Raw genomic sequence first — 25,219 nt, 5'->3', positions numbered from 1 at the left:
GAAATGCCGACCGCTGCCCCCCGGTGGTCAGGTTCCGGCCTCGCGTCGCTCAGAGCCGCAGGCGCGGGGCCTGGTCGTCCGGGGTGTCCGGACTCGCGAAGTGGAAGGGGACCGCGAGGGCGGAGGCCAGAACCCGGCCGGACCGGTCGGCGGCCTCCGCCGAGGGGTGGCGCCGGCCCGCGCCCCGCTCCTCACCCGGGTACCGCACGGCGGTACCCGGGCGGATCGTGGCCAGACGGTGCTCGCCCGCGGGATCCGCGGGGCCCGCCGGACCGCACCCTATGCCGCGGCAACCGACCGCTTCCCCCGAAAGAAGTCGCGCGACCGTGCAACCCCCCGCGCGCATTCGGGAGTACCTACGAACAGACATCCAAGCGGCGGCCACCGCATCCGGTGGCCACCGCGGGCCGGCGCGCGGGCCCACCGCGCCGGCCGTCAAGGACCGCCCGGCGCGGTGCCGGGTGGCAGCTTCAAAGGAGAAATGCTCCGTGGCTCTCAGTATTGCCAGGAAGGCGGGCGTGGCCGCCGCCGCAGCGGTCGCCATCGGCGCCGTGACGTTCGGCGCCTCCGCCATGGCGTCACCCTCTGGCCCGTCGGCTCCGTCCGCCCCGGCCGCGGACCGGGCCGGCGCACCCGCCGCCGTGGCCGCCAAGGCGGTCGCCGCGCCGAAGAAGCAGACGCCCCAGGTCGTCACGCAGCTGATCGGCAAGGGCCGGGTGGACGGTCTCCGCTGGTCGGTGGCGTTGGAGTTCCACCGGACCCTGCCGCAGGGCTACGAACTCCCCACCAGCCCCGTCGGCACCCCCGCCCGCGGCACCGCACTGCTGTGCCAGCGCATGTACATCGGCGGCGTCCGCATCGACCACCAAGGCGGCCCCTGGTCCGACTGCCAGCCCGTCAACGGCACCCAGGACCCCGCAGGCTCCGGCGACATGGGCCTGTGGGGCCTGCACGGCAAGGGAACCACCGGCTCCCGCCTCATGGTCTCCAACCCCGAGGCCGACATCGCCTACGGCATCGTCAACCTCACCGACGGCACCCACCTCAAGGCCACCACCATCACCGTCCCCGGCACCCACTACCGCGCCTGGGCCGTCGCCATACCCAACGGCAAGACCATCACCACCGTCGACCAATACGACTCCCACCACCAGCGCCTCACCCAGGACACCGAGTGGCGCTGACCCCGCAGGAGGGGATTCCTTCCGGGAACCCGCCCCATGGCCGAGTGTCACATCTCGCGTCGCCGACCTGTCCTCATGGACGAAGAGCACACCAACCGCGGAAGGCGGGGGTTCCCCTCATGGGCGTCGAGCGATCGCGGCGACCGGAAGATCACGTCCGTACCGGCCACCCGGCCCGGTACCTGAACCGACCGCGCACACACGCAGGCACGGTGGACAGCCGCTCCGGCACCCACGGAACCATCGACGTCCACCAGGCCGCACCCCGCCGCCGACACGGCGCGAAGCTCGGCATCCCCGCCGTCGTCGTACTGGCCGTCGCCGCCCACCTGGGCCTTGGCGGGCTCCTTCTGACGTCCGGCCCCTGGAAGCACTGGGCACTCGGCGCCGTCCTGGCCGTCGTCGTGTTCAAGGTCGCCTTCCTGCTCCTGCGCCGTGGCAAGGCCCGCAAGGCCCGCAAGGTCACCGAGCGCGTCCCCCACGCGTCCTGATCACGCACAGATCCCGGAGCTCCCCGCCCGCAGCCGGCCACCACCACGTCGACAGTCCCCTCCCCCATACGCGGCCACGGATGCGTCACCGCGATCACGGCCGCCGCGCTTCTCGCGGTGCCCCTGATCACCGGGTGCAGCGGCAACGGCGGCACGGAGAAGTCGGCCACCACCCCGGTTGCGTCCTCATCGACGCCCGTGCCCGGCGCCAATGGCCGTGCCTGACCAACGGCCCCGTTCCTGGGGAACTGCGGGCCGTCCTGGACACCACCGTCACCGACGACCTTGCCGATCGCATGCCGCCGATCCAGGGATGCGCGATGGCGTCTACAACGGGGACGGGCTGCCAAGCTGTCTGGATCGGATGTCCAACCGCAGGACTGCTGATGATTCGCCCCCGGTGCCCCTCGGGCCCACCGAGCGCCGGCCGGCAGGGAACGTCACGACGCGCACTCTCCGGCGGGATCTCCCGGCCTTCGCAGCAGATCCCGCCGAGAGGCGCCTGCGCTGGTTCTCATCCCGGATGCCGGCCCACACGTGGTCCAGAAAGGCTGGTAGACAGCGTGTCCGGATGAGACAACCCGGCACACCGAAATGGCTCTTTCGGGCACAACAAAACAGCCCCTGGTCTGCGTTTCCGCAGCTCAGGGGCTGTGTTTCCACTGTGGCGGCGCCAGGATTCGAACCTGGGTAGGCTAAGCCGACGGATTTACAGTCCGCTCCCATTGGCCACTCGGGCACACCGCCTGGGAAGTGTCTCCGCGGGCCGTTTGTGTGCGGTCCCCGTGGCGACGTCGTAAACAATACCCGATGCGCGGGGGTGCTTCGCCACCCTATTGATCAGCGCTCCGGGCGGGTCCGGTGGCTAGGCTTGCGGGGGCGACCCGGAGGTGGGTCGCGGACCTGACGGATCAGAGCCAAGGAGCCAACAGAAGATGGCCGACTCCAGTTTCGACATCGTCTCGAAGGTCGAGCGGCAGGAGGTCGACAACGCCCTCAACCAGGCCGCCAAGGAGATCTCGCAGCGCTACGACTTCAAGAACGTCGGCGCGTCGATCTCGTGGTCCGGGGACAAGATCCTGATGCAGGCCAACTCCGAGGAGCGGGTCAAGGCCATCCTGGACGTCTTCGAGACCAAGCTGGTCAAGCGGGGGATCTCCCTGAAGTCGCTGGACGCGGGCGAGCCCCAGCTGTCCGGCAAGGAGTACAAGATCTTCGCGACCATCGAGGAAGGCATCTCGCAGGACAACGCCAAGAAGGTCGCCAAGATCATCCGTGATGAGGGGCCCAAGGGCATCAAGGCGCAGGTCCAGGGCGACGAGCTGCGCGTCAGCTCCAAGAGCCGGGACGACCTGCAGGCCGTCATCGCACTGCTGAAGGGCAAGGACCTCGACTTCGCGCTGCAGTTCGTGAACTACCGCTGAGCGAGGTCCAGCCCGAGGTCCCGGCCGGGAGAGGCGGCCGGGGCCTTTGCCACGCGCACTTCGGGGCGCATTCGGAGGGTGCCGCCCGGGAAGCCGCCGCAGGTGCGTAGTGTCTTCCTGTTAGGTCTCCCCGGGACCGTCCCGCCGGTCGACGGCGGACCCGGGGCAGCGTCTCGAGGATGGAGCCGGGCATGCAAAGCCGCACCGCTTTGGTCGAGGACCTGATGAGCCGCTTCCCGCACGTCCCGCGCGAGGCGGTCATCAAGGAGGACCTGCTGCGCGGCGGGATCGCGTTCGACGAGTCCGCGCTGAGCGGCAACGAGGACGGCGACGTCAAACCGAAGTCGTACTTCATCTTCTCCTTCGATCACCGCACCCTCCCCGAACTGGGCGCCGCCGCGCTCAAGCGGCCGCCGGAGGAGATCGTGCTCACCGGCGGGCCGTACGACCTGCGCCGCACGGTGGTGTCGGTGCGGGTGAACCCTGCCTCGCCGTACCGCGTGCGGGCGGGCGGGCGCGGGGTGCTCGGGCTGTACCTCGACGGGGTGCGCATCGCGGACGTCGGCCTGCCGCCGATGCCGGCGTACTACCGGCACACCCTGGAGAACGGGAAGTCGGTGATGGAGGTCGCGCCGACGATCCAGTGGGGCTACCTGATCTACCTGACGGTCTTCCGTGTGTGTCAGTACTTCGGCGCCAAGGAGGAGTGCCAGTACTGCGACATCAACCACAACTGGCGCCAGCACAAGGCGGCAGGCCGCCCCTATACGGGGGTGAAGCCGGTCGAGGAGGTGCTGGAGGCGCTGGAGATCATCGACAAGTACGACGAGGCGAAGACCTCCACCGCGTACACCCTCACCGGCGGGGCGATCACCTCCAAGGTCGCCGGGCGGGACGAGGCGGACTTCTACGGCCACTACGCCAAGGCCATCGAGGAGCGTTTCCCGGGCCGCTGGATCGGCAAGGTCGTCGCGCAGGCGCTGCCCAAGGAGGACGTGCAGCGCTTCAAGGACTACGGCGTGCAGATCTACCACCCCAACTACGAGGTGTGGGACCGCCGTCTGTTCGAGCTGTACTGCCCCGGCAAGGAGCGTTACGTCGGCCGCGACGAGTGGCACCGCCGCATCCTGGACTCGGCGGAGATCTTCGGACCCCGCAACGTGATCCCCAACTTCGTGGCGGGCGTGGAGATGGCCGAGCCGTTCGGCTTCACCACCGTCGGGGAGGCGATCGACTCCACGGCGGAGGGCCTGCGCTTCTTCATGTCGCGGGGCATCACCCCGCGCTTCACCACCTGGTGCCCGGAGCCGACGACCCCCCTGGGCAAGGCGAACCCGGAGGGCGCGCCGCTGGAGTACCACATCCGCCTGCTGGACGTGTACCGCGCGACGCTGGAGGAGTACGGGCTGAGCTCGCCGCCCGGGTACGGCCCGGCCGGCCCCGGCAACGCGGTGTTCTCGGTGAGCTCGTTCATGGACAGCCTGCCGGCGTCGGCGCCCGTCGGAGTGAGCTGAGTGCCGGCCCTGCTGATCGTGCATCACACGCCGTCGCCGAATCTGCAGGCGATGTTCGAGGCGGTGGTCGCGGGCGCGACCACCGACGAGATCGAGGGGGTGGACGTCGTACGGCGGGCCGCCCTCGCGGCGACCGCCTCCGACGTGCTCGCGGCGGACGGCTACCTGCTGGGCACGACGGCGAACCTCGGCTACATGTCGGGGGCGCTCAAGCACTTCTTCGACCAGGTCTACTACCCGTGCCTGGACAGCACGCGCGGGCGCCCGTTCGGCTACTACGTGCACGGCGGCAGCGACGTGACGGGGACGGTACGGGGGATCCGGTCGATCACCACGGGCCTCGGCTGGGAGCAGGCGGCGGCCGAGGTGACGGTCACCGGGGAGCCCTCCAAGGCCGATCTGCAGGCCTGCTGGGAGCTGGGCGCGACCCTGGCCGCCGGGCTGGCGGACTGACCGCAGGGGCCCGGCGCCGACATGCCGGGCCCGTGCCCCCGTCCTACCGTGGAGGTGGAGAGAGGGGGCGGCACCGATGGCACCCCACATCCTGGACGACGCGGCCCTGGACGGCTTGCGCTCCCGCTTCGCGGGCGAGGTCGTCGCACCGGGCGACCCGTCGTACGACGAGAACCGCACGCTGTTCAACGCGATGATCGACCGGAGGCCGTCCGTGATCGCCCTGTGCGAGACGGTGGACGACGTCGCCGCGGCGATCCGGTTCGGCCGCGAGCACGGGCTGGAGGTCGCCGTCCGCGGGGGCGGGCACAGCGTCGCCGGCACGTCCCTGACCGACGGCGGCATCGTCGTCGACCTGCGGCGCATGCACGCGGTGGTCGTGGACCCGGCGGCGCGTACGGCACGGGTCGGCGGCGGCGCCACGATGAGCCACCTGGACCGGGCGACGCAGCCGTACGACCTGGTCACCACCGGGGGCCGGGTGTCGACCACGGGGGTGGGCGGTTTCACCCTCGGCGGCGGATCGGGGTGGCTGGAGCGCAGGTTCGGGCTGGCCTGCGACAATCTGCTGGAGGCCGAACTGGTCACGGCGGACGGCACCTTGGTGCGGGCCGCCGAGGACGAGAACGCGGAGCTGTTCTGGGCGCTGCACGGGGGCGGCGGCAACTTCGGCGTCGCCACCTCGCTCACGCTGAGGCTCTACCCGCTGCCCGCGGTCACCATGGCCCTGCTGCTGTGGCCGCCGGAGGCCGGCCCCGAGGTGCTGCGCGCCTACCGCAGCCTGCTGTCGTCGGCGCCGGACGAGATGGGCGGGGGCCTGATCTTCCTGACCGGGCCGCCGGAGGAGTTCGTGCCGGAGCATCTGGTGGGCGCGCTCACCTGCGCCGTCCTGGTCACGTACGCAGGCACCGGGGAGACGGCGCGCGAGGTGCTGGAGCCGCTGCTGGCACTCGGGCCGCAGGGGCGCCTGGTGACGGAGTTGCCGTACGCGGACCTGCAGTGCATGCTCGACGACCCGCCGGGCTACCGGAACTACTGGTCGGCTGAGTACCTGGACGACTTCCCGGACGAGGCCGTGGACCGCTTCTGCGCGCGCGCCCGGGACATGGTGGTCCCCTCCCCCTCCCAGCACGTGCTGTTCCCCGTGGGCGGCGCCGTGGCGCGCGCCCCCGCCGACTACCCGCTGCCCTGGCGCCGGGCGCCGTGGGTCGTGCACCCGTTCGGCCTGTGGGCGGACCCGGCGGACGACGAGCGGGCCCGGCGGTGGGCCCACGACATCCGCGCCGACCTGCGGCAGTGGTCTTCGGGGGCGGTCTACCTGAACTTCATCGGCGACGAGGGCGAGGGCCGGGTGATCTCCGGGTTCGGCGCGCACAACCTGGGGCGGCTGGCCCAGGTGAAGACGGAGTACGACCCGGAGAACGTCTTCCGGCTCAACCACAACATCGAGCCGGGCTGAGCCCCCGGCCGGGGAGCGCGGGGCGGCGGCTCAGCGGGTGGCGTAGGGGGCGTCCACGGGGACGATCTCGCGGCCGAGCGGCACCAGGGAGATCGGCACCATCTTGAAGTTCGCGATGCCGAACGGGATGCCGATGATCGTCAGGCAGAAGCCGATGCCCGCGAGCACGTGGCCGATGGCGAGCCAGATCCCCGCGAAGATCAGCCAGATGATGTTCCCGAGCAGTGACCCGACCCCCGCGTCGCGGCGTTCCACCGTGGTGCGGCCGAAGGGCCACAGCACGTAGTTGGCGATCCTCAGGGACGCGATCCCCCACGGGATGGTGATGATGAAGATGAACATCAGCAGGCCCAGCAGGGCGTAGCCGATGGCCATCCACAGGCCCCAGATGACCAGCCACACGACGTTCAGGACGATGTTGACCGCCTTCATTGGCCCAGCCTCCCATGCGCCCGGGGGCCCCGCCCGTCAGGTGGGCGGGAGCCGCAGCTCCGACAGCCGCCCCCCACGGGGCCCGTACCCGCGCGCGGGCCGGGCCGCACGTACGCGTCAGCGGCGGTAGCCGGCCATCTCCTCGAGGCGGGTGATGCGCTCGGCCATCGGGGGGTGGGTCGAGAAGAGCTTGGACACGTCGCCGGGGCGGAACGGGTTGGCGATCATGAGGTGGCTGGTGGTCTCCAGCCGGGGCTCGGGCGGCAGCGGGGCGCGCTTGGTGCCCGTCTCCAGCTTGCGCAGCGCGGAGGCGAGGGCGAGCGGGTCGCCGGTGAGGCGGGCGCCGGAGGCGTCGGCCTCGTACTCGCGGGAGCGGCTGACGGCGAGCTGGATGAGGGAGGCGGCGACAGGGCCGAGGATCATCATCAGGAGCAGGCCGAACAGGCCGGGGCCCTCGTCGTCGTCGGAACGGCCGACGGGGATCAGCCAGGCGAAGTTGACGAGGAACATCACCACGGAGGCCAGAGCGCCGGCGACGGAGGAGATGAGGATGTCGCGGTTGTAGACGTGGCTCAGCTCGTGGCCGATGACGCCGCGCAGCTCGCGCTCGTCGAGGAGGCGCAGGATGCCCTCGGTGCAGCACACCGCGGCGTTGCGCGGGTTGCGGCCGGTGGCGAAGGCGTTGGGGGCCTCGGTCGGGGAGATGTAGAGCCGCGGCATGGGCTGCCGGGCGGAGGTGGAGAGCTCGCGCACCATGCGGTAGAGCGCCGGCGCCTCGAACTCGCTGACCGGGCGGGCGCGCATGGAGCGGAGTGCGATCTTGTCGCTGTTCCAGTACGCGTAGGCGTTGGTCCCGAGGGCTACGACGAGCGCGACGATCAGTCCCGTACGGCCGAAGAAACTTCCGATGATCAGGATGAGAGCCGACATTCCGCCCAGGAGCGCGGCGGTCTTCAGGCCGTTGTGCCGGCGGTGCACGGTACACCCTCCAAGTTGTGCATCAGGAGGACCTTCTCTCCTCGTTCAAGGAGAACCTCCCGAAGGGGGCAACGCCACCGGAAGGGCGTTAGTTCCCTTGTGCACCTTCCACCGGGTGCTCAGAGCAGGGTGGCGGAGGCGAAGCGGAGGACGAGCTGGGGTGCGCCGGACAGCACGATCCCGACGACCGCGGTGAGCGCGATGGCGGCGCTGAGCGGGCGCGGCGGGCGGGACGGGCGCGCGGCGGCGGCCTGCTCGGTCGCGGGCTTGGCGAAGAGCAGGACCGTCCACCGAAGGTAGTACACGAGCGCGATGACGACGTTGACGGCCATGACGGCGGCAAGCCAGCCGAGGTCCGCGTCGACGGCCGAGGAGAAGACGGCGACCTTGGCGAACAGGCCGATGACTCCCGGCGGCAGACCGGCCAGGCAGAGCAGGAAGAAGGCCATGGCCAGTGCGGCGAGCGGGTGGCCGCTGTGGAGGCCGCGGTAGTCGGTGAGCCGGTTCTGCGGCGCGGTGCGGGCGACGAGCGCGGCGACGCCGAAGGCGCCGAGGTTCACCGCGCCGTACATCAGCGCGTACGCGAGGGTGGTGCCGATCTGGCGGTCGGGGTCGGTGTACGCGGCCGCGGCGATCGGGACCAGCAGGTAGCCCGCCTGGCCGATGGACGACCACGCCAGCAGGCGGACCGCGCTGCGCGGGCGGTCGGGGCGCTGCATCAGGGCGGCGACGTTGCCGACGGTCATGGTGAGGGCGGCCAGGACGGCGACGGCCGGGCCCCAGACGTGCGCGTACGGCCGGAAGGCCACGACCGTGACGAGGATGAGGCCGGCGAACCCGGCGGCCTTGCCGACGACCGACAGGTAGCCGGCGACCGGGAGCGGGGCGCCGGTGTAGGTGTCGGGCACCCAGAAGTGGAAGGGGGCGACGGCGAGCTTGAAGGCGAAACCGACGACGGTGAGGGCGGCGCCGGCGGCGGCGAGGGTGTCCAGGCGAGGGTCGACGCCCTGCAGCCCCTTGGCCATGGCCTCCAGGTGGAGGGTGCCGGTGGCGGCGTAGACGAAGCTGACGCCCAGCAGGGTGACGGCGGTCGCGGCGACCGAGGACAGGAAGAACTTCAGGGCAGCCTCGCTCGACAGCCGGTCGCCGCGGCGCAGGCCGACCAGGGCGAACGAGGGGAGGGTGGTGACCTCCAGGGCGATCACGAGGGTCGCCAGGTCGCGGGAGGCGGGCAGCAGGGCGGCGCCGGAGGCCGAGGAGAGCAGCAGGAACCAGAACTCGCCGGGAGGCAGCTCGTCGAGGGTGTGCACCGACAGCAGGGCGGTGACGAGCGCCCCGGCCAGGACCAGCAGTTGCACGACGAGCGTGAAGTGGTCGGCGACATAGGAGCAGTCGCCGGGGCTGCCGACCAGGCAGAAGGTCGTGCGGTCACCGTCGAGCAGCGGCAGCAGGCTCAGCCCGGCCAGCACGAGGCCGGCCAGGGTGATCCCCACCAGGCTCTGCTTGCGGCCCTCGGGCAGGAAGAGGTCGGCGACCAGGACGACGAGCGCGGCCGCCGCCACGATGCCGGGCGGGGCGATCGCGGCCCAGTCGACCGACTGGACGACGGAGGTGGCGAGGGTGCTCATCAGCTGCCTCCGAGCAGGGTGCGCACGGCCGGGTCGGTGAGGCCGAGCAAGGCGGCGGGCCACAGGCCGGCGAGGACGGTCAGGACGGCCAGCGGGGTCCAGGCCGCGAACTCGTAGCCCCGGACGTCGGCGAGCGCCGGCGCGGCCTGGACGGTGTCGCGGTCGCCCATGCAGACGCGGCGCACGACGACGAGGAGGTACGCGGCGGTGAGCAGGGTGCCGAAGGCGGCGACCGCGGTGAAGACGAGGTAGGCGCCGCGGTCCAGGCCCGGGGCGGGCTTGAAGGAGCCGAACATCGCCAGCATCTCGCCCCAGAAGCCGGCCAGGCCCGGCAGGCCGAGGGAGGCGACGGCCGCGAAGGCGAGCAGGCCGCCCATGCGGGGGGCCTTGCCGTACAGCGCGGCGCCGGTCTGCCCGGCGAGGCTGTCCAGGTCGGTGGAGCCGTAGCGGTCCTTGAGCGCGCCGACCAGGAAGAAGAGCAGGCCGGTGATGAGCCCGTGGGCGATGTTGGCGAAGAGCGCGCCGTTGACGCCGGTGGTGGTCAGGGTGGCGATGCCGAGCAGCACGAAGCCCATGTGGCCGACGGAACTGTACGCGATGAGGCGCTTGAGGTCGCCGCCGGCGCCGCGGCGGGCCAGGGCCAGGCAGGCCAGCGACCCGTAGACGATGCCGACGACCGCGAGGGCGGCCAGGTAGGGCGCGAAGGTCTGCATGCCCTCGGGTGCGGCCGGCAACAGGATCCTCACGAAGCCGTAGGTGCCCATCTTGAGCAGGACCCCGGCCAGGAGCACCGAGCCGACCGTGGGGGCGGCGGTGTGGGCGTCGGGGAGCCAGCTGTGCAGCGGCCACATCGGGGCCTTGACGGCGAGGCCGAGGCCGATGGCGAGGACGGCGATCAGTTGCGTGGAGTGACTGAGTGGCGACCCGTTGTCAGAGGCGAGTGCCACCATGTCGAATGTGCCCGCCTTCAGCCCGATGAGGAGCAGGCCGAGCAGCATGATCACGGAGCCGAGCAGTGTGTAGAGGATGAAGCGGAGGGCGGACTTCTCCCGGTTCTCGCCGCCCCAGCGGGCGATGAGGAAGTACATCGGGATGAGGACCGTCTCGAAGGCGAGGAAGAAGAGCAGCAGGTCGAGCACCGAGAAGGTGGCGAGCGTGCCCGTCTCCAGGAGGAGCAGGAGCGCCACGAAAGCCTTCGGGGAAGGGCCCGCGGGCATCTTGAAGTAGCTGTAGAGCGCGCAGAGGAAGGTCAGCAGCGCGGTCAGGACGAAGAGGGGGAGGCTGATGCCGTCGATGCCGAGGTGGATGCGGATGCCGAGCGCCGGGATCCAACTGATGTCGGTGTTCGCCTGCATCGTCGCGGGGTGGTCGTGGTCGAAGCCCGCGGCGAGGACGATGCTCAGGACGAGGACGAGACCGGTGACGGTGACGCCGTGGCGCAGCACGGCCTGGTCGGGGTTCTTCCCCTTCAGGCCGGGCGGGGCCGGCAGCAGCGCGGCCGCGGCGCCGAGCAGTGGCAGGACGACGGCGGCCGCGAGGACGTACTGGAGGACGGTGTCGTTCACGGCTCACGCTCCGACGGCGACGAGGACGGCGAGTATCACGGAGCCGGCCAGCAGCACGCTGATATAGGTCTGCACGTTGCCCGTCTGGGTTCGGCGCACGATCGCGCCGAGCAGCCGGGGCAGTCCGCCCGCACCACGGACGTAGGTCTCGACGACCTCGCGGTCCAGGAAGCGGACGAGGCCGGAGGCGGCGAGCACGGGGCGGACGAAGAGCGCCGCGTAGAGGGCGTCGAGGCGGAAGCCGTGCGAGGCCGGCCCGAAGAGCGGGCCGAGCAGCAGGCGTCCGGGGTCGGCGGGGTCCTGGGCAGCGGCGACATCCCCGTAGACCTGTTCGTGGGTCTGCAGCGCCGCGGCCTCGGTGAGCGCCGGCTCCTCCTCCGCGGCCTCGGCGGTGACGATCGCGCCGAGCGGGGTGCCGCGGCGAACCGCGGCGGCCTGCCAGGCGCCGTAGGTCGCGAGGATGCCGACGACGGCGAGGCCGACGCCGAGGATCGAGGTGACCAGGGTCGGGGCGAGCTCGTTGCCGTCGAGCCAGGCAGGGAGGTCGAGGAGGGAGGGCACGAGGGCGACGGCGCCGAAGGCGAGGGTCGGGACGGCCAGCACCCACAGCACGACGGTCATGACGGCCGGTTCCCTGCCGTGGGCCTCGGGGGCCGTGGCGCCCTGGCCGCGGAAGGCGAGGAGGAACAGGCGTGTGGCGTAGCCCGCGGTGAGCACGGCGGTGATCAGCGCGGCGACCAGGACGAGCCAGCCGACGGCCGACGGCACGCCCTCGGCGTGGCCGGAGGCGGCGTGCTCGGCCGCTCGCAGCACCGACTCCTTGGAGAAGAAGCCGGAGAAGGGGGGGATGGCGGCCAGCGCGGCCAGCGCGATGCCCATGGTCCACATGGCGTCGGGGACGCGCTTGCCGAGGTCGCCCATGCGGGACATCGCGGCCAGCGAGTTGGTGCCGGCGGCGTGGATGACGACGCCCGCGGCGAGGAAGAGGAGGGCCTTGAAGGCGCCGTGCGAGATGAGGTGGAACACGGCGGCGCCGCGGTCGCCGACGGCGAGGGCGGCGGCCATGTAGCCGAGCTGGCCGATCGTCGAGTAGGCGAGCACGCGTTTGATGTCGTCCTGGGCGAGCGCGGCCAGACCGGAGCCGATCATGGTGACGGCGGCCAGCACGCCGAGCACCGCGAGGGTGACGGTGGATGCCTCGAAGACCGGCAGCAACCGGGCGACGAGGTAGATGCCGGCCGCGACCATGGTGGCGGCGTGGATCAGCGCGGACACCGGGGTGGGACCGGCCATCGCGTCGGGCAGCCAGGTGTGCAGCGGGAACTGCGCCGACTTGCCGGCGACGCCGGCGAGCAGCAGCAGGCCGACGACGGTGGGGTGCCCGATCCCGCCGTGGGTGGCCGCGGTGAGGATGCCGTTGATCCGGAACGTCCCGGCGTCGGCGGCGAGCGCGAAGACGCCGATCAGGAAAGGGACGTCGCCGAGCTTGGTGACCAGGAAGGCCTTGAGCGAGGCGGCCCGGGCGACCTCGGTCTCCCAGTAGTGGCCGACCAGGAAGTACGAGCAGATGCCCATGATCTCCCAGCCGACCAGCAGCACCATCAGGTCACCGGTGTAGACGACCAGGAACATGGCGGCGGTGAAGAGGGAGACCAGGGCGGAGTAGGAGGCGTAGCGCGGGTCGTGGCGCAGGTAGGCCGTGGAGTACAGCTGCACACAGGTGGCGACCAGGCCGACGAGGACGGCGATCAGCACCGCGAAGCCGTCGAGGTGCAGGGCGAGGTCGACGGGTACCGAGCCGGTCGGCGTGAGCCGCGTCGCGGCGTCGGTGGCCGGCCCGGTGCCCTGCCGTACGGCGACGACCACGGCCAGCACGAAGGCGGTCACGGTGGGCAGTACGGCCAGCGGCCGGACGAAGCCGGGGGCGGTGCGGCCGAGCAGCAGACCGCCGACGGCGCCGAGGAAGGGGAGGAGGGGGACGAGGACGGCGAGGGTCGTCAGGGTCACGCTGCGGCCTCGGCCTTCTCTTCGGGTGCGGAGGGCCCGGCCCCTTCGCCCTGCGGGTCGTGCGGTGCGCGCTCGGCGAGGTCGGTGAGGCGGTCGACGTCCGAGCTGCCCCGGTTGCGGTACACCAGCAGGACGATGGCGAGGCCGATGCCGATCTCGGCGGCGGCGATGACGATGACGAACAGCGTCAGCGCCTGCCCGGCGTGGAGGGTGTCGTGGAGCCAGACGTCGAAGGCGACCAGATTGAGGTTGACCGCGTTCAGCATCAGCTCGACCGACATCAGGACGAGGATCGCGTTGCGCCGGGCGAGGACGCCGTACAGGCCGACGGAGAACAGGAGGGCGGCGAGGACGGCGGGATAGACGAGATGCATCAGCGCTCTCCCGGCTGCTGACGGGACTGCTTGCGGGACAGGACGATCGCACCGACGAGCGCGGCGAGCAGGAGCACGGACAGTGCCTCGAACGGCAGCACCCAGTGCCGGAAGAGGATCTGGCCGGTGACCTTGGTGGAGCCCTGCGCGGCGCCGTCCACGTCGATCCAGGTGGCCCGGAAGGCGTCCACCACGACCCACACCAGAGTGCCCGCGGCGGCGACGGCCACGGCCAGCGCCGCGATCCGGTTGCCCGAATCGGCGTCCGGGGAACGCCCGATCGGCGCCTTGGTGAGCATCAGCCCGAACAGGACGAGCACGACGACCGACCCGACGTAGATCAGCACCTGCACCCAGGCGATGAACTCGGCGGTGAGGAGGAGGTATTCGACGGCGACGCCCCCGAGCGCGACGACCAGCCACAGCGCGGCGTGCACCAGCTGCTTGGTGGTGACGCTGACGACGGCGGCGGCGAGGGTCGCGACGCCCACGAGGACGAAGGCGGTCTCGACCCCGGCCGGGGACAGGAAACCGGGGTGGGCTGCGGCGAGGCTCACGCGTCGCCCCCCGGCTGCTCGCGCTCGGCCCCGGCGGCCCCGGCGGTCTCGGCGGCCCCGGCGGTCTCGGCGGCCCCGGCGGCGAGGGCCGCGGCGGCCGCCTTCTCCGCGGCCTTGCGGGCGGCACCGAGTTCCTTGGGCTCCTCGGCCGCCGGGTCCAGCGGCGGCGGGGCCGGCACCGTCCACATCCACTCGCGCAGCTTGTCGCGCTCGTGGGTGAGTTCGAGGATGTCGGTCTCCGCGTACTCGAACTCCGGCGACCAGAACAGTGCGTCGAAGGGGCACACCTCGATGCAGATGCCGCAGTACATGCAGAGCGAGAAGTCGATGGCGAAGCGGTCCAGCACGTTGCGGCTGCGCTCGCGGCCGCCGGGGGTGACGGCGGGCACCGTCTCCTTGTGGGAGTCGATGTAGATGCACCAGTCGGGGCACTCGCGAGCGCAGAGCATGCAGACCGTGCAGTTCTCCTCGAACAGCGCGATCACGCCGCGGGTGCGGGGCGGCAGTTCGGGCTGCACCTCGGGGTACTGCGCGGTGTGCGAGCGCCGGGTCATCGTGCGCAGGGTGACGGCGAGGCCCTTGGCCAGGCCGGAACCGGGGATGCCCATCAGGAGATCACCACCTTCACCACGCCGGTGAGCGCGATCTGGGCCAGGGCGAGCGGGATGAGGACGGTCCAGGCGAACCGCTGCAACTGGTCCTCGCGCAGCCGGGGGTACGTGACCCGGAGCCAGATGACGACGAAGGCCAGGGCCGCGGTCTTCAGCAGCGTCCACAGCCAGCCGAGATGGCCGGACCAGGGGCCGTGCCAGCCGCCGAGGAACAGGACGGTGGTCAGGCCGCACAGCACGACGATGCCGGCGTACTCGGCGAGCAGGAACAGGGCGAAGCGCAGGCCCGTGTACTCGGTGTAGGCGCCGAAGATGATCTCCGAGTCGGCCACCGGCATGTCGAAGGGCGGGCGCTGGAGTTCGGCGAGGCCCGCGGTGAAGAAGACGACGGCGCCGATCAGCTGCCACGGCGTCCACCACCAGGCGTACGCGTCGACGATGCCGGGCAGCGAGAGCGTCCCGGCCGCCATCGCGACGGACGCGGCGGCGAGCAGCATCGGCAGCTCGTACGACATCAGCTGCGCGGCGGTGCGCAGACCGCCGAGCAGGGAGAACTTGTTGGCGGAGGCCCAGCCGGCCATGAGGGAGCCGAGCACCCCGACGCCCATCACGGCGAGCACGAAGAACAGGCCCGCGTCGATGTCCTGGCCGACGAGCCCGTCGGGGCCGACCGGGATGGCGATGAGGACCAGGAGGTAGGGCAGCAGCGCGACGGCGGGCGCGAGCTGGAAGATCTTCCGGTCCGCGTCGGCCGGGACCACGTCCTCCTTCTGCGCGAACTTCACGCCGTCGGCGACGAGCTGGGCCCAGCCGTGGAAACCGCCGGCGTACATGGGTCCGAGGCGGCCCTGCATGTGGGCCATGACCTTGTGCTCGGTCTGGCCGACGGCCAGGGGCAGGACGAGGAAGGCGACGAGCACGGCGAGCAGCCGGAGGATCACGTCGAGGGCTTCGCTCACGGTGTGCTGCCTCCTTCTGCGTCGTCGTTGCGGGGGGTGTCCGGCGGGCCGCCGGGGGTCGCGTCCGGACTCGTTCCGGGGCGCCGCGCGGGTTTCTCCGCGTCGGACTGCGCTGCCGGTGCGGCGGCCGGGCCGGCAGCGGGTTCGGTGTCACGGGGGACGTCCCAGGGGGCGTCCGGGGTGCGCCTGCGGGGAGTCTCGGACGGCGCCGGGGTCGCCGGGGCCTCGGCGGCGCCCTGACTGGCGGAGCCCTCGGTGACGCTTCGGGTACGGCGCGGGGTGGCAGGGACCGCGGCGGCGCCCTGACTGGCGGAGCCCTCGGTGACGCTTCGCGTGCGCCGCGCGGGGCGCTCCGCGGCACCGGCGGGGCCGGCGGCACCGGCCGCACGCGGGGTACGGGCGGGCCGGGCCGGGGCGGGCGGCAACTGCCCCTTCAGCGGGCCCCACTCGTTGGGGTCGGGCACGCCCGGCGGCAGCATTTGGCGGCGCTTGGGCCCGCCGTGATCGGACTCCCCCGGCTCCTTCGCCCCCGGCCACGCCTTCGCGACACGCGCCGCCAGCACGAAGTCCTTGCGCAGCGGGTGCCCCTCGAAGCCGTCGGGCAGCAGCAGCGGCACCAGGTGCGGGTGGCCGGTGAAGTCCACCCCGAACATCTCGTGCGTCTCGCGCTCGTGCCAGGCGGCGCCCGCGTAGACACCGACGGCGGTCGGCAGGGCCGGCGCCTCGTGCGGGACGGTCGTACGGATCATCAGGCGCCGCACCGAGCCGACCGCGGGGGCGACGACGTGGGCGCAGACGCGGAACCCGGTGCCGCCCTCGTCGACGGCGCTGAGCCAGTCGAAGAAGGTGCAGCCGAGGGTGTCCCGGGCGGCCCGCAGGGCGTCGGTCCAGGACGCGGCGGGGACGTCGACGGTCAGCAGGCCGTACGCCTCCTCCGCCGTGGCCTGCGCGCCGAAGACCTCGGCGACGGCGTCCGGCTCGGGGAGCCGGTCGAAGGGCGTGGTCACTTCGCGGCCTCCCCGGGTGGTGGCGGGGCCTGGACGAGGCCGCTGCGCAGCGCGGCGGTGGACGCGCGCGGGGTGCCCCCGTCGCCGTAGCGCTCGCCGAGCGACTCGCGGGCGATCTTCTCCTGGAGCTTGAGGATGCCCTGCAGCAGCGCCTCGGGCCGCGGCGGGCAGCCGGGCACGTAGACGTCGACGGGGATGATCTGGTCGACGCCCTTGGTCACGGAGTAGGAGTCCCAGTAGGGGCCGCCGCAGTTGGAGCAGGCGCCGAAGGAGATGACGTACTTCGGCTCGGGCATCTGCTCGTACAGGCGCTTCACGGCCGGGGCCATCTTGTCCGTGACGGTGCCCGAGACGACCATGAGGTCGGCCTGGCGCGGGCCGGGCGCGAAGGGGATCACGCCGAGCCGGATGAAGTCGTGCCGGGCCATGGACGCGGCGATGAACTCGATGGCGCAGCAGGCGAGCCCGAAGTTGAAGACCCACAGGCTGTAGCGGCGGCCCCAGTTCAGGACCACCTTCATCGGCTCCGGCGCCAGGCGCGCCAGCGTTCCGAGGCGGCGCGGCTCCGGAAGGTACTCGGGAGTGCTCACATCGGTCACTTCGGTCACGTCCATTCCAGGACGCCCTTCTTCCAGGCGTAGAGCAGACCGACGGCGAGGAAGCCGAGGAAGACGAACATCTCGACCAGCGTCGTGCCGCCGTACCCCTCGGCGGCGAACACGGTCGCCCAGGGGAAGAGGAAGATCGCGTCGACCGCGAAGACGACGTAGAGGAAGGAGTAGACGTAGTAGCGGATCTGGGTGTGCGCCCAGCCCTCGCCGACGGGGTCGACGCCGCACTCGTACGTGAGCATCTTCTCCTGCGTCGGCACGACGGGCCGCAGCAGGCGACCGGCCCCGAAGGCCACGGTCACGAAGAGCACCCCGAGCACCGCGACCAGCCCGACGACCGAGTAGCCGTGGAAGTAGTCCACGTCCGTCCGCCCCTCGTTTCTCGTCGTAAGCGCGTTGTCCAGCGATCCCGGTGGATCTTTAGACGATCTGTACGAACGGAGTCTAGGCCCTGCCTCCCGGAGCGGAACCACCCGTCCTGACCGGTGGTACGGATAACCCCACCTTGTCCCCGCAGGCGTACCCCATGGCGGTGGCCGCCCCGTCCACGGCAGGCTTGACGTCATGACCATCACATCCCAGCGCGGTGAAGCCGCCCCGCTGCCGCCGGCGCGCTTCGCCTTCGACGCCGTGACGTGGAAGGAGATCGCGTATCTGCTGGCGAACCTGCCCGTGGACATCGTGGGCTTCGTCTTCGTCGCCGTCGTGCTCTACCTCGGCGTCGGGCTGTCCGTGACCGTGGTCGGCCTGCCGCTGCTGGCGCTGGGACTGGCCGGGTGCCGGTTGCTGGGGCGGCTGGAGCGGATACGGGCACGCGGCATGCTCGGGGTGGCCGTGGACGAGCCCCGATCGCTGCATCCGGGGCGGATGGGCTTCTTCCCCTGGCTGTGGACCTCGCTGAAGGACCCGGTGGGGTGGCGGCACGCGCTGTACTTCTTCATCCGGCTGCCATGGGGGATCGCGACCTTCACCATCGCCCTGACCTCGCTCTTCGTGGCGTGGCCCGTGCTGCCGTTCATCGCCCGGGGGCTGGCCAACGCGGACCGCGCGATGGTCCGCGGCCTGCTGTCGCCCTCCGACGAGCTGGAGCGGCGGATCGCCGAGCTGGAGTCGGACCGGGGCACGGTGGTGGACACCGCCGCCGCCGACCTGCGCCGTATCGAACGCGATCTGCACGACGGCGCCCAGGCACGGCTCGTGGCGCTCGCCATGGACCTGGGCCTGGCCAAGGAGAAGCTGCAGGAGGACCCGAAGGCGGCGGCGAGGATGGTCGACGACGCCCACGGCGAGGTGAAGCTGGCCCTCCAGGAGCTGCGCGACCTGGCCCGCGGCATCCACCCGGCCGTCCTCACCGACCGCGGCCTCGACGCGGCGCTGTCCTCGGTGTCCGCCCGGTGCACGGTGCCGGTGCAGGTGCAGGTGGACCTGGCGAGCCGGCCCGCGGCGGCGATCGAGGGCATCGCCTACTTCACCGTCTCCGAGCTGCTGCAGAACATCAGCAAGCACAGCGGGGCGCGCCTGGCCGTCGTCGAGCTGTGGCGCTCGGACGGCCGGCTGATGATCCAGGTCCGCGACGACGGGCGGGGCGGGGCGACCGCCTCGGGGGGCAGCGGGCTGGGCGGGCTCGCCGAGCGGCTGGGCTCGGTGGACGGCCTGCTGGTGATCGACTCCCCCGCGGGCGGCCCGACGACGGTGACGGCCGAGCTGCCCTGGCGGGACCGCGCCTGAGCCGCGCACAAGTAGGCCGGTGCCCTCGCGGAGGGGACCGGCCTTCTCTCGTGGCGCCAGGCGGCGAGTCAGCGCCCCGGTCCGGGCCGCCGCACAGCGGGGTGGGGTTTTCCCCAGGTCCGAGACGCCGATCCGCACCATGGGCGCGAGGGCCCCGCAGGAGGAGGCTGAAGACAACACAGGCGGCAGAGGGACGACGAAGAGGACGGACGTGACCATGGCATACGGTTTCCCGGAGCCGCGCGAGCACCGGTTGCCCGCGGCGCTGCGCGCGCCGATCGAGGCCCGCACCTGGCGCGAGCTCCTGTATCTGCTGCTGAACCTGCCGATGGGCGTCATCGGCTTCGTCTTCACGGTGACGATGCTGTCGCTCGGCGCGGGCCTGCTGGTCACCTTTCTCGGGCTGCCCGTCCTCGCCGCGATGCTGGCCGGTTGCCGGGGGCTCGGCGTCGTGGAGCGCGAGCGGGCCCGTCAGTGCCTGCGCATCGACGTGGCCGCGCCAGAGCCGCTGCGCCGACGGCCCGGTCAGGGCCTCATGTCGTGGCTCGGCGGCCAGCTGACCAGCGGCGCCTCCTGGCGGCACGTCCTGTACTTCTTCGTGCACTTCCCGTGGGGCGTGTTCACCTTCTCCGTGGCCGTCTCCTTCTTCACCTACGGCTGGGGGCTCCTCACGTACCCGCTGTGGCAGTGGGTGTTCCCGGCCTACACCGACCAGCCGGGGCTCCAGCTGTACGGGGACGGGAACGGCAACGGCTGGTGGCTGGACTCGCCGTTCGAGCTGGCCATGACCTCCGCGCTGGGCCTGCTGCTGGTCCTGGTCACCCCCTGGCTGATCCGGGGCATGGCGTACGTGGACAGGGGCCTGGTCGCGGGGCTGCTGGGGCCGTCCCGGCTGGCCAGCCGGGTCTCGGAGCTGGAGTCGGACCGGGGCACGGTGGTGGACACCGCCGCCGCCGACCTGCGCCGTATCGAACGCGATCTGCACGACGGCGCCCAGGCACGGCTCGTGGCGCTCGCCATGGACCTGGGCCTGGCCAAGGAGAAGCTGCAGGAGGACCCGAAGGCGGCCGCCACCATGGTCGAGGAGGCGCACGGCGAGGTGAAACTGGCCCTCCAGGAGCTGCGCGACCTGGCCCGCGGCATCCACCCGGCCGTCCTCACCGACCGCGGCCTCGACGCCGCCCTGTCCGCCCTCGCGGCTCGCTGCACCGTGCCGGTGCAGGTGAGCGTGGACCTGCCGGGGCGGCCGGTACCGGCGATCGAGGGCATCGCGTACTTCACCGTCTCCGAGCTGCTGCAGAACATCAGCAAGCACAGCGGGGCCTCGCGCGCCGCGGTGGACCTGTGGCGCTCGGGGGACCGGCTGATGATCCACGTCGCCGACAACGGACGCGGCGGCGCCTCCACGGCTCGCGGCTCGGGCCTGGCCGGGCTCGCCGAGCGGCTCGGGGCGGTGGACGGCGTCCTCGCGGTGGACTCCCCCGCCGGCGGCCCGACCACCGTCGCGGCCGAGCTGCCCTGGCGAACCTGACGTCACGGTGGCCGCGCAGGCGCCGGGACCGGAAGACCGCTGGACCGACCGGAACGACCGCAGGACCGCAGGACCGCAATAACCGCAAGGCCGCAATAGCCGTAGGACCGGGAAGACCGGCAGAACCGAGAGGACGCTGATCGCGCCCCCCTCCGTCCCTCCCCGCACCCCGCCCCGGTGGCAAGGCCGTGTGCCGGCCGCCGGAAGCTGGAATGCTGGGGAGGGGCACATCACGTCGACACGGGGGGCCGGTAGCGGTGGAGGACAGAGTGCGGGTGGTCATCGCCGAGGACTCGGTGCTGCTGAGGGAGGGACTGACCCGCCTGCTGACCGACCGCGGGCACGAGGTCGTCGCCGGGGTCGGGGACGCCGAGGCCCTGCTGAAGGTGATCGGCGAGCTCGCCGCCGAGGACGCGGTGCCCGACGTGGTCGTGGCCGACGTGCGGATGCCGCCGACCCACACCGACGAGGGCGTGCGCGCCGCGGTGCGGCTGCGCCGCGACCACCCGCGGCTGGGAGTGCTCGTGCTGTCGCAGTACGTGGAGGAGCGGTACGCCACCGAGCTGCTGGCCGGCAGTTCCCGGGGGGTCGGGTATCTGCTCAAGGACCGGGTGGCCGACGTGCGGGAGTTCGTCGACGCGGTCGTACGGGTGGCCGGCGGCGGTACCGCCCTGGACCCGGAGGTGGTGGCGCAGCTGCTGGGGCGCAGCCGCAAGCAGGACGTACTGGCCGGTCTCACCCCGCGGGAGCGCGAGGTGCTGGGGCTGATGGCCGAGGGCCGGACGAACTCCGCGATCGCCAAGCAGCTGGTGGTGAGCGACGGGGCCGTTGAGAAGCACGTCAGCAACATCTTCCTCAAACTGGGGCTGGCTCCCAGCGAGGGAGACCATCGGCGTGTCCTGGCCGTGCTCACGTACCTCAATACCTGATCCTCTGACGTATCGTCAGAGCAACCCGCGGAAGCCCAGAACTGAAGCGGCGCCGGAAGGCGTCCCCTATGGAGGAAGCAGGCAGCACCGGCTCCGGGGGCGGTGACCGTGACCCATCAGGGCACAAAGGGAGCTCAGCGCGGCGTTCACGATGCGGGAAGACCCGGGAAGGCGACCCTTACCCACGTACGATGGCGCGTGGGACACAAGGTCACGGCCCCGGTCGTGAGCCGCCGCCTCGAAGGAGGTCCGATTCAGTGACCAGCCAGGTCAGCAGCCCGACAACCCCCGATCGCCCCGTTCTGGGAGAGCAGCGGAAACCGGCCAAGGAGACCAAGAAGCTCGATCGGGTGGTGATCCGTTTCGCCGGGGACTCCGGCGACGGCATGCAGCTCACGGGAGACCGGTTCACCTCGGAAACGGCGTCGTTCGGCAACGATCTGTCCACCCTGCCGAACTTCCCGGCCGAGATCCGGGCCCCCGCAGGCACCCTGCCGGGCGTCTCGAGCTTCCAGCTGCACTTCGCCGACCACGACATCCTCACCCCGGGCGACGCCCCGAACGTCCTGGTCGCGATGAACCCGGCGGCACTGAAGGCGAACATCGGCGACCTGCCGCGCGGCGCGGAGGTCATCCTCAACACGGACGAGTTCACCTCGCGTGCGATGGGCAAGGTCGGCTACACGGCCTCGCCACTGGAGGACGGCTCGCTGTCGGCCTACGCGGTGCACCCGGTGCCGCTGACCACCTTGACGGTGGAGGCGCTCAAGGAGTTCCCGCTGACCCGCAAGGAGGCCGAGCGCAGCAAGAACATGTTCGCGCTCGGGCTGCTGTCGTGGATGTACCACCGGCCCACCGAGGGCACCGAGGACTTCCTGCGCAAGAAGTTCGCGAAGAAGCCCGAACTGGCCGAGGCGAACGTCGCGGCCTTCCGCGCGGGCTGGAACTTCGGCGAGACGACCGAGGACTTCGCGGTCAGCTACGAAGTGGCCCCGGCCGAAGCGGCCTTCCCGACCGGCACCTACCGCAACATCTCGGGGAACCTGGCGCTGTCGTACGGCCTGGTCACCGCGAGCCGACAGGCCGACCTGCCGCTCTTCCTGGGCTCGTACCCGATCACCCCGGCCTCGGACATCCTGCACGAGCTGAGCCGGCACAAGAACTTCGGCGTGCGCACCTTCCAGGCCGAGGACGAGATCGCCGGCATCGGCGCCGCGCTCGGCGCGGCCTTCGGCGGCTCGCTGGCCGTCACCACCACCTCCGGCCCGGGTGTCGCGCTGAAGTCGGAGACCATCGGCCTCGCGGTGTCGCTGGAGCTGCCGCTGCTGGTCGTCGACATCCAGCGCGGCGGGCCCTCGACGGGCCTGCCGACCAAGACCGAGCAGGCCGACCTGCTGCAGGCGATGTACGGGCGCAACGGCGAGGCGCCGGTCCCGATCGTGGCGCCGCGCACCCCGGGCGACTGCTTCGACGCGGCGCTGGAGGCGGCCCGCATCGCGCTGACCTACCGCACCCCGGTCCTCCTGCTCTCCGACGGCTACCTGGCCAACGGCTCCGAGCCGTGGCGGGTCCCCGAGCTGGACGAGCTGCCCGACCTGCGGGTGCAGTTCGCGACGACGCCCAACCACGTGGCGGAGGACGGCACCGAGGAGTTCTGGCCCTACCTGCGCGACCCGGGGACCCTGGCACGCCCCTGGGCGGTGCCGGGCACCCCCGGTCTGGAACACCGGATCGGCGGCATCGAGAAGCAGGACGGCACCGGGCACATCTCGTACGACCCGGCCAACCACGACCTGATGGTGCGCACCCGGCAGGCCAAGATCGACGGCATCGAGGTGCCCGACGTCGTCGTCGACGACCCGGACGGCCGGGCGCGGACGCTGGTGATCGGCTGGGGCTCGACATACGGGCCGATCACGGCGGCCGTACGGCGCATCAGGGGCGCAGGGGGCGCGGTCGCACAGGCGCATCTGCGCCATCTGAACCCCTTCCCCGGGAATCTCGGGGAGGTCCTGGGGCGTTACCAGAAGGTAGTGGTCCCGGAGATGAACCTCGGCCAGCTCGCCCACCTGCTGCGGGCGAAGTACCTGGTCGACGCCCGCTCGCACACCCAGGTCACCGGCCTGCCCTTCAAGGCCGAGCAACTCGCTGCCGCCATCCAGGAGGAGAGCGCAGATGTCTGAGGCTCCTGCCGTCGAACACCGCACGCCGGGGCTGCCGGCGCTGTCCCTGGTCCCCAAGGCCGAAGCCAGGCAGTCCATGAAGGACTTCAAGTCGGACCAGGAAGTGCGCTGGTGCCCCGGCTGCGGTGATTACGCGATCCTCGCCGCGGTGCAGGGCTTCATGCCCGAACTGGGCCTGGCCCGGGAGAACATCGTCTTCGTCTCGGGGATCGGCTGCTCCTCCCGCTTCCCGTACTACATGAACACCTACGGGATGCACTCCATCCACGGCCGCGCCCCGGCCATCGCGACCGGCCTCGCCGCCTCGCGGCGCGACCTGTCGGTGTGGGTCGTCACGGGTGACGGCGACGCGCTGTCCATCGGCGGCAACCACCTGATCCACTCGTTGCGTCGCAACGTGAACCTCAAGATCCTGCTCTTCAACAACCGGATCTACGGTCTGACCAAGGGGCAGTACAGCCCCACCTCCGAGCTCGGCAAGATCACCAAGTCGACGCCGATGGGCTCGCTGGACGCGCCCTTCAACCCGGTCTCGCTGGCGCTCGGCGCGGAGGCCTCCTTCGTGGCGCGCACCGTCGACTCCGACCGCAAGCACCTCACGAGCGTGCTGCGGGCGGCCGCCGCGCACCCGGGCACCGCCTTCGTCGAGATCTACCAGAACTGCAACATCTTCAACGACGGCGCCTTCGAGGTGCTGAAGGACCGGACCTCCGCCGAGAACGCGGTGATCCGGCTGGAGCACGGGGAGCGGATCCTCTTCGGCGCCGACAACACCAAGGGCGTCGTGCGCGACCGGGCCACCGGCGACCTGAGGGTCGTCGACGTCGACGCGTCCAACGAGGACGAGATCCTGGTGCACGACGTGCACGCCGCCTCGCCCACCACGGCCTTCGCCCTGTCCAGGCTCGCCGACCCCGACACGCTGCACCGCACGCCGATCGGCGTGTTCCGCAGCGTCGAACGGCCGGTCTACGACGCGCTGATGTCCGAGCAGCTGGAGCAGGCCGTCGAGCAGCACGGCAAGGGCGACATCGCCGCCCTGCTGGCCGGCAACGACACGTGGACGGTCGTGGGCTGACCCACCACGCCCATCACGCCGGACGTACGACGGGGCCCGGGCCTGATCGTCAGGCCCGGGCCCCGTCGTACGCCCGGCGGGCCACCATCACCTGCTCCGTGCGGTCCTCGGTCCAGCGGGCCAGGGCCCAGACCTGATCCGCGGCCTCCTTGCCGAGCGGGGTGAGGGAGTACTCCACGCGCGGCGGGATGACGGGGTGCGCCCGGCGGTGCACGAAACCGTCGCGCTCGAGGGTCTGCAGGGTCTGGGCGAGCATCTTCTCGCTGACCCCGCCGATCGTGCGGCGCAGCTCGCTGAAGCGCAGCGTCCCGTCGATCAGGGCGGCGAGCACCAGCACGCCCCAGCGGCTGGTGACGTGTTCGAGGATCACGCGCGAGGGGCAGTTGCGCGCGTTCACGTCGGGGGGCGCCTGCAGCACATCGGTCAGCTCGTCCCTTACGTCCATGCCACCAGCTTACTTTGAAGTGGGTACTTTCTGGAAGTTAGTACCGCTCGTAGGGTTAGTCCAGTCATCAC

25 protein-coding genes and 1 tRNA gene are annotated in these 25,219 nt (G+C 71.6%); 11 read left to right on the top strand and 15 right to left on the bottom strand.

What is annotated here, in order from left to right; genetic code table 11:
* Positions 1-49: 49 nt before the first annotated feature.
* On the bottom strand, positions 50-208 hold the full coding sequence (locus ACRWNP_RS11050) for a hypothetical protein (protein ID WP_431960912.1): 159 nt from the start codon (positions 206-208) through the stop codon (positions 50-52).
* 280 nt (positions 209-488) lie between these two features.
* On the opposite strand from ACRWNP_RS11050, the gene ACRWNP_RS11045 reads away from it, so the two are divergent.
* Both ACRWNP_RS11045 and ACRWNP_RS11040 read left to right on the top strand, forming a co-directional pair.
* On the top strand, positions 489-1,184 hold the full coding sequence (locus tag ACRWNP_RS11045; RefSeq protein WP_431960911.1) for a hypothetical protein: 696 nt from the start codon (positions 489-491) through the stop codon (positions 1,182-1,184).
* Between the two features lie 212 nt (positions 1,185-1,396).
* Entirely contained in the window at positions 1,397-1,675 is a 279-nt protein-coding gene (locus ACRWNP_RS11040) for a hypothetical protein (protein WP_431960910.1), read from the top strand.
* 665 nt (positions 1,676-2,340) lie between these two features.
* Here the strand turns inward: ACRWNP_RS11040 and ACRWNP_RS11035 are convergent.
* Positions 2,341-2,422, bottom strand: a tRNA-Tyr gene (locus tag ACRWNP_RS11035).
* A 188-nt stretch (positions 2,423-2,610) separates the two neighbouring features.
* On the opposite strand from ACRWNP_RS11035, the gene ACRWNP_RS11030 reads away from it, so the two are divergent.
* The 4 genes from ACRWNP_RS11030 (at position 2,611) to ACRWNP_RS11015 (ending at position 6,525) form a co-directional block, all read left to right on the top strand.
* Positions 2,611-3,099 carry a YajQ family cyclic di-GMP-binding protein gene (locus ACRWNP_RS11030; protein WP_431960909.1) on the top strand — a complete coding sequence of 163 codons (489 nt, stop codon included), beginning with the start codon at positions 2,611-2,613 and terminating at the stop codon, positions 3,097-3,099.
* 191 nt (positions 3,100-3,290) lie between these two features.
* A complete protein-coding gene (locus tag ACRWNP_RS11025; RefSeq protein ID WP_431960908.1) occupies positions 3,291-4,613 on the top strand; it encodes a radical SAM protein in 1,323 nt (440 codons plus the stop codon).
* Positions 4,614-5,066: a flavodoxin family protein gene (locus ACRWNP_RS11020; RefSeq protein WP_431960907.1), complete on the top strand. Its 453-nt coding sequence runs from the start codon at positions 4,614-4,616 to the stop codon at positions 5,064-5,066. It begins immediately after the preceding gene.
* 76 nt (positions 5,067-5,142) lie between these two features.
* The gene (locus ACRWNP_RS11015) at positions 5,143-6,525 is read left to right on the top strand and encodes an FAD-binding oxidoreductase (RefSeq protein WP_431960906.1); all 1,383 of its coding nucleotides are present in this window, start codon (positions 5,143-5,145) and stop codon (positions 6,523-6,525) included.
* A 30-nt stretch (positions 6,526-6,555) separates the two neighbouring features.
* Here the strand turns inward: ACRWNP_RS11015 and ACRWNP_RS11010 are convergent, their stop codons facing one another.
* From ACRWNP_RS11010 to ACRWNP_RS10955, 12 genes are all read right to left on the bottom strand, one after another.
* The gene (locus tag ACRWNP_RS11010; protein ID WP_431960905.1) at positions 6,556-6,957 is read right to left on the bottom strand and encodes a YccF domain-containing protein; all 402 of its coding nucleotides are present in this window, start codon (positions 6,955-6,957) and stop codon (positions 6,556-6,558) included.
* A gap of 117 nt (positions 6,958-7,074) precedes the next feature.
* Positions 7,075-7,935, bottom strand: coding sequence for a zinc metalloprotease HtpX (gene htpX, locus ACRWNP_RS11005; RefSeq protein WP_431960904.1), 861 nt, complete (start codon positions 7,933-7,935; stop codon positions 7,075-7,077).
* A 119-nt stretch (positions 7,936-8,054) separates the two neighbouring features.
* On the bottom strand, positions 8,055-9,563 hold the full coding sequence (locus tag ACRWNP_RS11000; RefSeq protein ID WP_431960903.1) for an NADH-quinone oxidoreductase subunit N: 1,509 nt from the start codon (positions 9,561-9,563) through the stop codon (positions 8,055-8,057).
* Positions 9,563-11,128 (bottom strand): complex I subunit 4 family protein, encoded by a 1,566-nt coding sequence (locus tag ACRWNP_RS10995; protein WP_431960902.1) that lies wholly within the window; start codon positions 11,126-11,128, stop codon positions 9,563-9,565. The genes ACRWNP_RS11000 and ACRWNP_RS10995 overlap by 1 nt, the downstream gene beginning before the upstream one ends.
* A 3-nt stretch (positions 11,129-11,131) precedes the next feature.
* On the bottom strand, positions 11,132-13,135 hold the full coding sequence (locus ACRWNP_RS10990) for an NADH-quinone oxidoreductase subunit 5 family protein (protein ID WP_431960901.1): 2,004 nt from the start codon (positions 13,133-13,135) through the stop codon (positions 11,132-11,134).
* Positions 13,132-13,509, bottom strand: coding sequence for an NADH-quinone oxidoreductase subunit NuoK (gene nuoK, locus ACRWNP_RS10985; protein WP_431960899.1), 378 nt, complete (start codon positions 13,507-13,509; stop codon positions 13,132-13,134). Before nuoK ends, ACRWNP_RS10990 begins: the two co-directional genes overlap by 4 nt.
* Complete coding sequence (locus ACRWNP_RS10980) at positions 13,509-14,066, bottom strand: NADH-quinone oxidoreductase subunit J family protein (protein WP_431960898.1); 558 nt, start codon at positions 14,064-14,066, stop codon at positions 13,509-13,511. The genes nuoK and ACRWNP_RS10980 overlap by 1 nt, the downstream gene beginning before the upstream one ends.
* On the bottom strand, positions 14,063-14,674 hold the full coding sequence (locus ACRWNP_RS10975; RefSeq protein ID WP_431960897.1) for a NuoI/complex I 23 kDa subunit family protein: 612 nt from the start codon (positions 14,672-14,674) through the stop codon (positions 14,063-14,065). The genes ACRWNP_RS10980 and ACRWNP_RS10975 overlap by 4 nt, the downstream gene beginning before the upstream one ends.
* A complete protein-coding gene (nuoH, locus tag ACRWNP_RS10970) occupies positions 14,674-15,636 on the bottom strand; it encodes an NADH-quinone oxidoreductase subunit NuoH (protein ID WP_431960896.1) in 963 nt (320 codons plus the stop codon). The genes ACRWNP_RS10975 and nuoH overlap by 1 nt, the downstream gene beginning before the upstream one ends.
* On the bottom strand, positions 15,633-16,643 hold the full coding sequence (locus tag ACRWNP_RS10965; protein ID WP_431960895.1) for an NADH-quinone oxidoreductase subunit C: 1,011 nt from the start codon (positions 16,641-16,643) through the stop codon (positions 15,633-15,635). Before ACRWNP_RS10965 ends, nuoH begins: the two co-directional genes overlap by 4 nt.
* Positions 16,640-17,257, bottom strand: a complete 618-nt coding sequence (locus ACRWNP_RS10960) for an NADH-quinone oxidoreductase subunit B (RefSeq protein ID WP_431960894.1) — start codon at positions 17,255-17,257, stop codon at positions 16,640-16,642. The genes ACRWNP_RS10965 and ACRWNP_RS10960 overlap by 4 nt, the downstream gene beginning before the upstream one ends.
* Positions 17,248-17,616, bottom strand: a complete 369-nt coding sequence (locus ACRWNP_RS10955; RefSeq protein ID WP_326572910.1) for an NADH-quinone oxidoreductase subunit A — start codon at positions 17,614-17,616, stop codon at positions 17,248-17,250. The genes ACRWNP_RS10960 and ACRWNP_RS10955 overlap by 10 nt, the downstream gene beginning before the upstream one ends.
* Before the next feature lie 202 nt (positions 17,617-17,818).
* Between ACRWNP_RS10955 and ACRWNP_RS10950 the strand changes: the two genes are divergently transcribed.
* From ACRWNP_RS10950 to ACRWNP_RS10930, 5 genes are all read left to right on the top strand, one after another.
* Positions 17,819-18,982 (top strand): sensor histidine kinase, encoded by a 1,164-nt coding sequence (locus ACRWNP_RS10950; protein ID WP_431960893.1) that lies wholly within the window; start codon positions 17,819-17,821, stop codon positions 18,980-18,982.
* A gap of 217 nt (positions 18,983-19,199) precedes the next feature.
* Positions 19,200-20,513 (top strand): sensor histidine kinase, encoded by a 1,314-nt coding sequence (locus ACRWNP_RS10945; RefSeq protein WP_431960892.1) that lies wholly within the window; start codon positions 19,200-19,202, stop codon positions 20,511-20,513.
* 269 nt (positions 20,514-20,782) lie between these two features.
* Positions 20,783-21,442 carry a LuxR C-terminal-related transcriptional regulator gene (locus ACRWNP_RS10940; RefSeq protein WP_431960977.1) on the top strand — a complete coding sequence of 220 codons (660 nt, stop codon included), beginning with the start codon at positions 20,783-20,785 and terminating at the stop codon, positions 21,440-21,442.
* 257 nt (positions 21,443-21,699) lie between these two features.
* Entirely contained in the window at positions 21,700-23,625 is a 1,926-nt protein-coding gene (locus tag ACRWNP_RS10935) for a 2-oxoacid:acceptor oxidoreductase subunit alpha (RefSeq protein WP_431960891.1), read from the top strand.
* Positions 23,618-24,703 carry a 2-oxoacid:ferredoxin oxidoreductase subunit beta gene (locus ACRWNP_RS10930; RefSeq protein WP_431960890.1) on the top strand — a complete coding sequence of 362 codons (1,086 nt, stop codon included), beginning with the start codon at positions 23,618-23,620 and terminating at the stop codon, positions 24,701-24,703. The genes ACRWNP_RS10935 and ACRWNP_RS10930 overlap by 8 nt, the downstream gene beginning before the upstream one ends.
* A 49-nt stretch (positions 24,704-24,752) precedes the next feature.
* Here ACRWNP_RS10930 and ACRWNP_RS10925 read toward each other — a convergent pair whose 3' ends face one another.
* The gene (locus ACRWNP_RS10925) at positions 24,753-25,148 is read right to left on the bottom strand and encodes a winged helix-turn-helix transcriptional regulator (protein WP_431960889.1); all 396 of its coding nucleotides are present in this window, start codon (positions 25,146-25,148) and stop codon (positions 24,753-24,755) included.
* Between the last annotated feature and the right edge of the window lie 71 nt (positions 25,149-25,219).

The organism is Actinacidiphila sp. bgisy160, from assembly GCF_965342435.1.
GTDB lineage: Bacteria > Actinomycetota > Actinomycetes > Streptomycetales > Streptomycetaceae > Actinacidiphila.
The sequence above is the reverse complement of the archived record's forward strand: the minus strand, read 5'-3'. Positions and strand labels throughout refer to the sequence as shown.

What these genes read in the sequence shown, in the direction of transcription:
- ACRWNP_RS11030 (WP_431960909.1), top strand. Translation starts at nt 2,611, where the DNA reads ATGGCCGACTCCAGTTTCGACATCGTCTCGAAGGTCGAGCGGCAGGAG.
- ACRWNP_RS11025 (WP_431960908.1), top strand. Translation starts at nt 3,291, where the DNA reads ATGCAAAGCCGCACCGCTTTGGTCGAGGACCTGATGAGCCGCTTCCCG.
- ACRWNP_RS11015 (WP_431960906.1), top strand. Translation starts at nt 5,143, where the DNA reads ATGGCACCCCACATCCTGGACGACGCGGCCCTGGACGGCTTGCGCTCC.
- ACRWNP_RS11010 (WP_431960905.1), bottom strand. Translation starts at nt 6,957, where the DNA reads ATGAAGGCGGTCAACATCGTCCTGAACGTCGTGTGGCTGGTCATCTGG.
- ACRWNP_RS11000 (WP_431960903.1), bottom strand. Translation starts at nt 9,563, where the DNA reads ATGAGCACCCTCGCCACCTCCGTCGTCCAGTCGGTCGACTGGGCCGCG.
- nuoK (WP_431960899.1), bottom strand. Translation starts at nt 13,509, where the DNA reads ATGCATCTCGTCTATCCCGCCGTCCTCGCCGCCCTCCTGTTCTCCGTC.
- ACRWNP_RS10975 (WP_431960897.1), bottom strand. Translation starts at nt 14,674, where the DNA reads ATGGGCATCCCCGGTTCCGGCCTGGCCAAGGGCCTCGCCGTCACCCTG.
- ACRWNP_RS10960 (WP_431960894.1), bottom strand. Translation starts at nt 17,257, where the DNA reads ATGGACGTGACCGAAGTGACCGATGTGAGCACTCCCGAGTACCTTCCG.
- ACRWNP_RS10950 (WP_431960893.1), top strand. Translation starts at nt 17,819, where the DNA reads ATGACCATCACATCCCAGCGCGGTGAAGCCGCCCCGCTGCCGCCGGCG.
- ACRWNP_RS10945 (WP_431960892.1), top strand. Translation starts at nt 19,200, where the DNA reads ATGGCATACGGTTTCCCGGAGCCGCGCGAGCACCGGTTGCCCGCGGCG.
- ACRWNP_RS10930 (WP_431960890.1), top strand. Translation starts at nt 23,618, where the DNA reads ATGTCTGAGGCTCCTGCCGTCGAACACCGCACGCCGGGGCTGCCGGCG.
- ACRWNP_RS10925 (WP_431960889.1), bottom strand. Translation starts at nt 25,148, where the DNA reads ATGGACGTAAGGGACGAGCTGACCGATGTGCTGCAGGCGCCCCCCGAC.